The 9,690-nt window shown below is 72.5% G+C and carries 7 protein-coding genes; 3 read left to right on the forward strand and 4 right to left on the reverse strand.

What is annotated here, in order from left to right:
* Nucleotides 1–338 precede the first annotated feature (338 nt).
* The 4 genes from ACTUAL_RS13440 to ACTUAL_RS13455 form a co-directional block, all read right to left on the reverse strand.
* Nucleotides 339–2,273: a trypsin-like peptidase domain-containing protein gene (locus tag ACTUAL_RS13440; RefSeq protein WP_440900471.1), complete on the reverse strand. Its 1,935-nt coding sequence runs from the start codon at nucleotides 2,271–2,273 to the stop codon at nucleotides 339–341.
* Between the two features lie 170 nt (nucleotides 2,274–2,443).
* Nucleotides 2,444–3,529 (reverse strand): galactose-1-phosphate uridylyltransferase, encoded by a 1,086-nt coding sequence (galT, locus tag ACTUAL_RS13445; RefSeq protein WP_096491414.1) that lies wholly within the window; start codon nucleotides 3,527–3,529, stop codon nucleotides 2,444–2,446.
* Nucleotides 3,530–3,534: 5 nt separating this feature from the next.
* Nucleotides 3,535–4,335 (reverse strand): DeoR/GlpR family DNA-binding transcription regulator, encoded by an 801-nt coding sequence (locus ACTUAL_RS13450; protein WP_096497579.1) that lies wholly within the window; start codon nucleotides 4,333–4,335, stop codon nucleotides 3,535–3,537.
* Between the two features lie 2 nt (nucleotides 4,336–4,337).
* Nucleotides 4,338–6,386 (reverse strand): beta-galactosidase, encoded by a 2,049-nt coding sequence (locus ACTUAL_RS13455; RefSeq protein ID WP_440900472.1) that lies wholly within the window; start codon nucleotides 6,384–6,386, stop codon nucleotides 4,338–4,340.
* 234 nt (nucleotides 6,387–6,620) lie between these two features.
* Here ACTUAL_RS13455 and ACTUAL_RS13460 point away from each other — a divergent pair, with 234 nt between their 5' ends.
* Genes ACTUAL_RS13460 through ACTUAL_RS13470 form a run of 3 tightly spaced genes read left to right on the forward strand, consistent with a single transcriptional unit; the run spans nucleotide 6,621 to nucleotide 9,690 of the window.
* Complete coding sequence (locus ACTUAL_RS13460; RefSeq protein ID WP_440900473.1) at nucleotides 6,621–7,919, forward strand: ABC transporter substrate-binding protein; 1,299 nt, start codon at nucleotides 6,621–6,623, stop codon at nucleotides 7,917–7,919.
* Nucleotides 7,916–8,833: a carbohydrate ABC transporter permease gene (locus ACTUAL_RS13465; protein WP_096491411.1), complete on the forward strand. Its 918-nt coding sequence runs from the start codon at nucleotides 7,916–7,918 to the stop codon at nucleotides 8,831–8,833. The genes ACTUAL_RS13460 and ACTUAL_RS13465 overlap by 4 nt, the downstream gene beginning before the upstream one ends.
* Before the next feature lie 41 nt (nucleotides 8,834–8,874).
* Nucleotides 8,875–9,690 carry a carbohydrate ABC transporter permease gene (locus ACTUAL_RS13470; protein WP_440900474.1) on the forward strand — a complete coding sequence of 272 codons (816 nt, stop codon included), beginning with the start codon at nucleotides 8,875–8,877 and terminating at the stop codon, nucleotides 9,688–9,690.

Consider the following 9,690-nt stretch of genomic DNA (forward strand, 5'->3'; position numbering starts at 1 on the left):
GGGACGAGGGCGTGTCCCGGTTGGAGCGCGGCCTCTGGGCCGACTCGGAGGCGCGTGAGTCGGGAGCCTGAACCCGGTGGAGCTGTGCCCGGTGGAGCCGAACCCGGTTGGGCTGTGCCCGGTGGAGATGGACTCCGTTGGGCTGTGCCCGGTGGAGCTGAGCCCGGTTGGGCTGAGCCCGGTTGGTCGGGCCGCTACCGGTGAGCCCGGTCGGGCCGGGTGGGCGTGCCGACCGGTTCGGTAGGGGGAACCGGGCCGGTCGGCCGTTCTGGGAGTGGGGGCCTGCGCGGGTGGGCGGATCGGGCAGGCCTGCCTGAGGGGCGGGGCGCCGGGGCCGGTCAGTTGACCGGGGCCTCCTGGCTGCCCAGGGTGACCTCCACCGTGCGGCCGTCGGCCAGGGTGAGGGTGACCTTGTCACCGGGGGTGTCCGAGCGGACGGCCGCTACCAGGGCGTCCGAGCTGTCGATGCGGCGGTCACCGAACTTGGTGACCACGTCGCCCGCCTTCACGCCCGCCTGGCCCGCCGCGCCGCCCTCGGTGACCTCCTGGACCGCCGCGCCGCCCTGCGGGGCGTCGGTGACCTGCACGCCCAGCACGGTCTGGGTGGCCTTGCCGGTCTCGCTCAGCTCGGTCGCGGTGCGCCTGGCCTGGTCGATCGGGATGGCGAAGCCGATGCCGACCGAACCGCCCTGCGAGGTCTGGCTGGAGTTCGGGCTGTAGATGGCCGAGTTGATGCCGATCACGCGGCCGTTCATGTCGATCAGCGGCCCGCCGGAGTTGCCGGGGTTGATCGCCGCGTCGGTCTGGACGGCGTTGAGCACCGTGGACTGGCTGCCCGACTCGCCGCCGGCCCGCACCGGGCGGTTCAGCGAGCTGACGATGCCCGAGGTGACCGTGCCGGTCAGGTCGAACGGGGAGCCGACCGCGATCACCTGCTGGCCGATCTTCAGGTCGGAGGAGTTGCCCAGCTCGGCGGTGGGCAGGCCGGAGACGCCGTCCGCCTTGATCACGGCCAGGTCGGACGACGGGTCGCGGCCGACGATCTTGGCGCTGGCCGTCTTGCCGTCCTGGAAGACCACCCGGACGGCGCCGCCCCGCGCGGCCGACTCGACCACGTGGTTGTTCGTGACGACCAGACCGTCGGAGCTGATCACGAAGCCGGACCCGGCGCCGCCGCTGACCTGCACCTGGACCACCGTGGGCAGCACCTTCTGCGCGACGGCCTCCACCGAACCGGCGGGCGCGTCGGCGGTCTGCTGGGCGGGCGGGGCCGCGTTCAGGGCGTTGACCACCGAACCGGAGCCACCCGCGGCCTGGTAGCCCACGTAGCCGCCGACACCACCGGCGACGCCGCCCACCACGAGCACGAGCGCGGCCACGCCTGCGAGGACCTTGCCCCTGCCGGCGGACTTCGCGCGCTGCGGCGGGAGCTGGCCGTCCGCGCCGGGCACCGCGTAGTACGGGCCGGACCCCGGCTGACCGGGGCCGCCGGGCTGGCCGGGACCGCCGGGCTGGCCGGGGAACCCGCCCGACGCGGGCGGGCCGTAGGCGGTCCCGGTCGCGCGGTCGGACTGGACGGGCTGGCCGAAGGCGTTCACCTGAACCCCCTGTTCGGTCGACCGGCCGCCCGGCCCCGCGAACGGGCCCGTCTGGGTGGGCTGCTCGCCGAAGGGCCGCTGACCGGGGGTGATCTGCTGAGTGGAACCGCCCTGCGGGACCTGGGACGCGCTGATCTGCTGCGTCACACCGGGCTGCTGGACGTGGCCGGGCTGGGCGGCTGCGGTGAGCGGCTGCCCGGAAGTCTGGGGGGCGCCCCCGGTGGTGGGCCCGGAAGCCGGGTGGGCGGGCGCCCCCTGCACAGCGCCCGGCCACCCGGCGAGGGACTGGGCGCCCTGCACGCCCTGCCCTCCGGTTCCCCGATCGGCGTCGGCCCCCTGCAAAGCCTCCGCCGCACCGGTGGTGTCCGACTCGGCCCTCTCGGGCCGGTCGGTGGCCGCTCCGGCCGGGGCGCCCTGCAGCGCCTCGGACCGGGTGGCCTGGTCCGCCCCGGTCGTGGCGCCCTGCGCGCCAGACCGGTCGGAGTCGTCCGGACCGAGCCGCGTGGTCGGCCGGTCCTGCTGCCCGTCGCGGGCGGAGTGCTCCCGCGCGGAGTCCGGCTGGTGGACATCCCGTTGCCCGCCACCGGCGTGAAGACCGGCCTCGCCGCCGCCGCGCGCCCAGGGACTCTGGTCTGCGGGCTGCTGCGGCTGGTGCTGCGGCTCGTTCTCGGTCATGTCCACAACTCTGGGGTGTGCGCCTGAGAGGAGCCTTAAACGAGTCTGGGCATCACTTGTGAGTCGTTCCGAAGCCCCCTGGGCGGACGGCGGGCCGTCGGCAGAGCGGAAAAACCGCCGGGCCCGCGCTCCGAGGAGCGCAGGCCCGGCGGTCACGGCCCACCCGGCGACTACGCCTGCGCGCGCAGCCGCTCCGCGATCTGCTCCGGCGTCGCGTCGTTGATCCACACGCCGACGCCCGACTCGGACCCGGCCAGGTACTTCAGCTTGTCCGCCGTCCGCAGCACCGAGAACACCTCCATGTGCAGCCAGGAGTGCTCCCGCCCGACCTTCGACGGCGCCTGGTGCCAGCCCGCGATGTACGGCAGCGGCCGGTCGTACAGGCCGTCGAGGCGGCGCAGCACGTCCAGGTACAGGGTGGCGAAGTCGTCGCGCTCGGCGTCGGTCAGCGCGGGCAGGTCCGGCACGTGGCGGTGCGGCACCAGGTGCACCTCGACCGGCCAGCGCGCGGCGGAGGGCACGAACGCGGTCCACGTGGCGTTGCTCGCGACCACGCGGATCTCGGCGGCCTGCTCCGCCGCCAGCACGTCGCCCATCAGGTGACGGCCGTGCTCGGCGTGGTACCGCTCCGCCACCGCGAGCATCTTCTCGGTCTTGGGCGTCACGAACGGGTAGCCGTAGATCTGCCCGTGCGGGTGGTGCAGGGTCACGCCGATCTCTTCACCGCGGTTCTCGAACGGGAAGACCTGCTCGACGCCCGGCAGCCCGCCCAGCACCTCGGTGCGCTCGGCCCACACGTCCACGACGGTGCGCACCCGCCGCGGGGTGAGCTGCCCGAACGAGCTGTTGTGGTCCGAGGTGAAGCACACGACCTCGCACCGCCCGCGCCCCGGCCGCCGCGCGACCATCGGCATCCCGTCGACGGTCTCCGGCAGGTCCGGCGTGTTCTGCGCCAGCGACGGGAACCGGTTCTCGAACACCGCGACGTCGTAGGATGCCTCGGGGATCTCGGTCGGCTTGCCCGGCTCGGTCGGGCACAGCGGGCACAGGTTGGCCGGGGGCTTGTAGGTGCGGGTCTGCCGGTGCGCGGCCATCGCGACCCACTCGCCGGTCAGCGGGTCCCGCCGCACCTCGGACAGCGGCTGCGTCCTCGGCAGGTCCCTCGTGTCGGCCGCGGTGCGCGGGGGCGCGTCGGCCGAGTCGTCGTAGTAGATGATCTCTCGGCCGTCGGCGAGCTCGCCCGCCGTGCGCTTCACGCCAGTCACGCCAGTTCCTCTTCTCCCCGTCCGGGCACGTGCGCCAGGACCAGTTCACCCACCTGCTCACCGAGCACCGCGACCGCCTCCTCGGGCAGTCCGGCGTCGGTGACCAGGACGTCCGCCTCGTCGAGGTCGGCGATGGTGGAGATGCCGACCGTGCCCCACTTGGTGTGGTCGGCCAGCACGACGACCCGACCGGCCGCGTCCACCAGCGCCCGGTCGGTCTCGCTCTCGTTCAGGTTGGGCGTGGTGAACCCGGAGCGCTCGGCCATGCCGTGCACCCCCAGGAACACCACGTCCAGGTGCAGGGAGCGCAGCGCCTGCACCGCGACCGGGCCGACGAGCGCGTCGGACGGGGTGCGCACGCCGCCGGTGAGGACCACCGTGCGGTCGGTGCGCCCGCCCTGCTGGAGCACGTCGGCGACCCGGATGGAGTTGGTGACCACGGTCAGGTCCGGGATGTCCTCCAGGAACCTGGCGAGCGTCCACGTGGTGGTGCCCGCGGACAGCCCGATGGCCGTCCCAGGGCGCACCAGGCCCGCCGCGCGCGCGGCGATGGCCTCCTTCTCGGGGAGCTGCCGCACCGACTTGGCCTCGAAGCCGGGCTCGTCGGTGCTGCGCACGACCACCGTGGTGGCCCCGCCGTAGACCTTCTCCAGGAGCCCGCGCGACGCGAGCACGTCCAGGTCGCGGCGCACCGTCATGTCGGACACGCCGAGCCGGACCACGAGGTCGCTGACCCGGACGGCGCCGGTGCGGCGCACCTCCTCCAGGATCACCGCCTGCCTCTGCCGCGCGAGCACGGTCACTCCCCTTCTGCGACGGCCGGTTCCCCGGCGGCGGCTTCCCCGACCACGGCTTCCCTGACAACGACCACGCCGCCCGCCGGGACGGTGAGCGTCCCGCCGACGTCGTCGCCGGACAGCAGCTCCACGCCGCGCGCGGGCACCAGGGCGGGCTCGCCGCCGTGGTTGATCGCGACCAGCCACGCGCCGCCGTCGCCGCGCCTGCGCACGACCTCGACGCCCGCCGAACCGGCGCCGACGTCCGCGCCGCCGCCTTGGTCGGTCACCAGGACCCGCTCGACGCCCGCGTCCGCCACCACGGAGCACACCAGGGTCTCCAGCGCCGCGCCGCGCAGACCGCACCCGAGGTACCAGGCGTTGCCGTTGCGGGTGACGGCCGGTTCACCCGCGAGGGGGCCGTCGGCGTAGCGGGAGAGCACCTCGGCGCCCTCGGAGCGCAGCAGCTCGGTCCACACGGCGACCTCGCCGCCGTCGTCGAGCCGGACGACCTCGCCCGCGCGCAGCGGGTGGAACTCCTCGGTGCGCACGCCGAGCAGCCCGCCGATGAGACCGGGGTAGCCGCCCAGGTGCACGTGGCCGCGCGTGTCGGTGATCGCGGTGAGGTGGGTGACCAGCAGGTGGCCGGTGTAGGAGGTGAGCCACTCGGCGTCGTCGAGCAGGAACAGCGAGGGCACGACGACGGCCTTGTACCCGGACAGGTCCGCGCCGGAGGGCACGAAGTCGACGGTGACGCCGGAGCGCCACAGCGCCCGGTACAGACCGAAGACGTTCTCCTGGTAGGAGAAGTCGGCGGTGGGGGTGGCCTCCTGGCCGAGGGACCAGCGCGAGTGCCAGTCGTAGACGATCGCGACGGAGGCGTCCACGGTGGACCCGAGCAGCTCGTCCAGCTTGGCGTACTCGGCGCCGACGCGGCGCACCTCGCGGTGCACGCGGGTGTCCTCGCCGCCGTGCGGGACCATCGCCGAGTGGAAGCGCTCGGCGCCCGCCTTCGACTGGCGCCACTGGAAGAACAGCGTGCCGTCGGCGCCGCGCGCGACGTGCGAGAAGGAGTTGCGGCGCTGCTCGCCGGGGAGCTTGGCGATGTTGCGGGGCTGCCAGTTCACCGCCGAGGTGGACTGCTCCATGAGCAGCCACGGGCGGCCCCCCGCGAGGCCGCGGGTGAGGTCGGCGGCCATGGCCAGCTCGATGTGCCGGTCGGGGTCCTCGGAGCGGGTGTAGTGGTCGTTGGAGACGAAGTCCATCTCCTTGGCCCACGCCCAGTAGTCCAGGTCGGCGAAGGTCCAGCCGACCATGAAGTTGGTGGTGACGGGCACGCCGGGGGTGACCTCGTGCAGCACGTCCCGCTCGGCCTTGAACAGCTCGAGGAGCGCGTCGGAGGCGAAGCGGTTGAAGTCGAGCAGCTGGCCGGGGTTGCCGAACGTGGGGGTCACGCGGGGCGGCACGACCTGCTCCCACGCGCTGTAGCGCTGGGACCAGAACAGGGTGCCCCAGGCCTCGTTGAGGCCGTCGAGGTCGCCGTAGCGCTCGCGCAGCCAGGTGCGGAACGCCTCGGCGCAGTTGTCGCAGTAGCAGCGCGGGACGTGGCAGCCGTACTCGTTGCCGACGTGCCAGGCGGACAGCGCGGGGTGGTCGCGGTAGCGCTCGGCCAGCGCGCGGGCCAGCGCGACGGCGCGGGTGCGGTAGACCTCGGAGGTGGGGCAGTAGGCCTGGCGGGAGCCGTGGGTGAGGCGGACGCCGTCCTCGCGGACCGGGCGGACCTCGGGATGGTCGGTGGTCATCCAGGGCGGGGGCGCGGCGGTGGCGGTGGCCAGGTCGACCCGGATCCCGCCCTCGGCGAGGCGGTCCATGGCCCGGTCGAGCCAGGCGAAGTCGCGCTCGCCCTCGCGGGGCTCCAGCAGCGCCCAGGAGAAGATCCCGAGGCTCACGAGGTTCACGCCGGACGCGCGCATCAGCTCGACGTCGGCGTCCCAGACCTCCTCGGGCCACTGCTCAGGGTTGTAGTCGGCGCCCCAGGCGAGGCCCGGCAGTCCGGTCGGCCAGCTCGTCATGGCGCAAGAGTGAACCACAAACTCAACACAGTCAAACAGTAACGCCCGTCTGACACTGTTTGGCGGTACACGTCACCCGACCCGCTGGTATGCGCGGCAGGAGGGTTCGGACTAGCGCGTTAACGGGCCGGTAACGGCCATTGACGTTCCCTGTGACAGGCGACACATTATGCGCAACTTTGTTGGATTCGCGTTCGGTTGGTTCAGCGTTGCGTCAACCCGACAGGAGCGATCATGTCCACGCCCACGCCCCAGCGGTCCCCCCGATTAGGCCGTCGCGCCGTGCTGCGCGCGCTCGCGCTCGGAGCGGGGGTGAGCGCGGCGCCCGGACTCGTCGGGTGCGGCGGCGACCCCAGCGGCGCGTCGGCGGACGTTGTGACGTTCGGCAACAACCAGTCCGACCCGGTGCCGAAGGACGCGATCACGGCGGTGCTGAGGTCGTTCGAGGGCTCCTCCGGGCTGAGCGTGCGGATCAACACCAAGCAGCACGAGCAGTACCAGGAGCAGATCAACAACTACCTGCAGGGGCGGCCGGACGACGTGCTGTCCTGGTTCTCCGGCTACCGCATGAGGTTCTTCGCCGAGCAGGGCCTCACCGGCGACCTGTCGGACGTGTGGGCGAAGGTCGGCTCCGGCTTCTCCCCCGCCGTCAAAGAGGCCGCGACGGCGGCGGACGGCAAGCAGCACCTGGTGCCGTTCACCCAGTACCCGTGGGGGATGTTCTACCGGCCGAGCCTGTGGCGGCAGCGCGGGTACACCCCGCCGGGCACGTTGGACGAGCTGGTCGCGCTGGCCACCAGGATGAAGGCCGACGGGCTCGCGCCGATCGCGTTCGCGCAGAAGCAGGGCTGGCCCGCGATGGGCACGTTCGACCAGCTGAACTTCCGGATCAACGGCTACCGGTTCCACGTCGACCTGATGGCGGGCAGGGAGGACTGGCGGGGGCCTCGGGTGCGGGAGGTGTTCGACACCTGGAAGCGGCTGCTGCCGTTCCACCAGGAGAACGCGCTCGGCCGCGACTGGCAGGAGGCCGCCCAGTCGCTCCAGCGGGGTGAGGCCGGGATGTACCTGCTCGGCTCGTTCCTGGCCCAGCAGTTCACCGGCGCGGACCGCGACGACCTGGACTTCTTCCCGTTCCCCGAGGTGAACCCCGAGTTCGGCACCGACACCGTCGAGGCGCCCATCGACGGCTTCATGCTCTCCCGCGAGCCCGGCAACCCCGACGGGGCGCGGAAGCTGCTGGAGCACCTGGCGTCGCCGCAGGCACAGCTGGCCTACCTGAAGGCCGACCCGACGACCGTGGCGACCAGCACCGGGGTCGACGTGAGCGGGTACACCCCGTTGCAGCGCAAGGCGGCCGAGGTGATCGCCTCGGCCTCGCACATCACCCAGTTCCTCGACCGGGACACCGATCCGAGGTTCGCCAGCGACGCGGCGACCAACGGGCTGACCGCGTTCCTGTCCGAGCCCGGTGACGTGGACCCGGTGCTGCGCGGGATGGCGGAGCAGGCCAAGACCATCTTCTCCGAGTGAGACCGCCGGTGGGCAAGGCGAAGCGCGCCACGTCGCCGACGCGCGGCGAGCGGGTGGCGCTGGCGCTGATGATCGGCGTGCCCGCGCTGCTGCACGTGGCGCTGGTGTGGGCGCCCGCGCTCGGGTCGGTCGGGCTGTCGTTCACCTCGTGGAACGGCATCGGCGGGGTCGAGGACCTGGAGTGGGTGGGGGCGCGCAACTACGTCGACATCCTCACCTCGTACCCGAGGTTCTGGCCCGCCGTGCGCAACAACCTGGTGTGGCTGGTGTTCCTGGTGCTCGTGCCGACCTCGGCCGGGTTGCTGCTGGCCGTGCTGCTGGACCGGAGGCTGCGGTTCGGGCGGGTGTACCAGAGCGTGCTGTACCTGCCGGTGGTGCTGTCGCTGGCGCTGGTCGGGTTCATCTGGCAGCTGGTGTACCAGCCGGAGCAGGGACTGCTGAACAACCTGCTCGGGACCGCCGACAGCGATCCGGTGAACTGGTTGGGGGACAAGGACGTCAACCTGTGCGCGGTGCTCGTCGCGGCGGCGTGGCGGCACACCGGGTACGTGATGGTGCTGTACCTGGCGGGGCTCAAGGCCGTGGACCCGGCGCTGCGGGAGGCGGCGGCGCTGGACGGGGCGAACGGGTGGCAGGCGTTCACGCGCGTGGTGTTCCCGGTGCTGCGGCCGGTGAACGTGGTGGTGCTGGTGGTGACCGTGGTCGAGGGGCTGCGGGCGTTCGACATCGTCTACGTCGTCAACAAGGGGCGCAACGGGTTGGAGCTGCTGTCGGTGCTGGTGACCGACAACATCATCGGCGAGTCCAGCCGGATCGGGTGGGGGTCGGCGCTGGCGGTGGTGCTGCTGGTGATCTCGCTCGGGTTCATCGCCACCTACCTCGTGCAGGTGTTCCGGCGGGAGGAGTCGGAGTGAGGGGCGTTCGGGCGGGAGCCGTTGCGCTGCACGGTTTTCTGGTGCTGGCGTGCCTGGGCACGATCGCGCCGCTGCTGTGGGCGCTGTACGCGTCGCTGCGCAGCTACGACGACACGGCGCGGAACGGGTACTTCTCGGTCGCCGAGGAGCTGACGCTGGCGAACTACGCGGAGGCGTGGACGCGGGCCGAGCTGCCGCGCTACTACCTGAACACGCTGGTGGTGGCGCTGCCGTCGGTGGTGCTGGTGCTGCTGCTCAGCTCGATGGCGGCGTTCGGCGCGGCCCGGTTGCCGAGGCGGCTGAACCTGGGGCTGCTGATGCTGTTCACCGCCGGGAACCTGCTGCCGCAGCAGGTGGTGGTGACGCCGCTGCACCGGCTGTACCTGCTGACGCCGGTGCCGGGGTGGGTGAGCGACAGCGGGGTGCTGCTGGACTCGCGGCTGGGGTTGGTGCTGATCCACGTGGCGTTCCAGTCGGGGTTCTGCGTGTTCGTGCTGAGCAACTTCATGAAGACCATCCCGCGCGAGATCGGCGAGGCGGCGCGCGTGGACGGGGCGGGGGTGTGGCGGCGCTACTGGCAGGTGGTGTTGCCGCTGTGCAGGCCCGCGCTGGCGGCGCTGGCGACGTTGGAGTTCACCTGGATCTACAACGACTTCCTGTGGGCGCTGGTGCTGATCCAGACCGGCGAGAAGATGCCGGTGACGTCGGCGCTGCAGAACCTGCGGGGGGCGTTCTTCACGGACAACAACCTGGTGGCGGCGGGGGCGCTGCTGGTGGCGCTGCCGACGCTGGTGGTGTTCTTCGTGCTCCAGCGGCAGTTCGTGGGCGGGCTGACGCTGGGGGCGACGAAGGGGTAG

It is taken from the genome of Actinosynnema sp. (assembly GCF_052038725.1).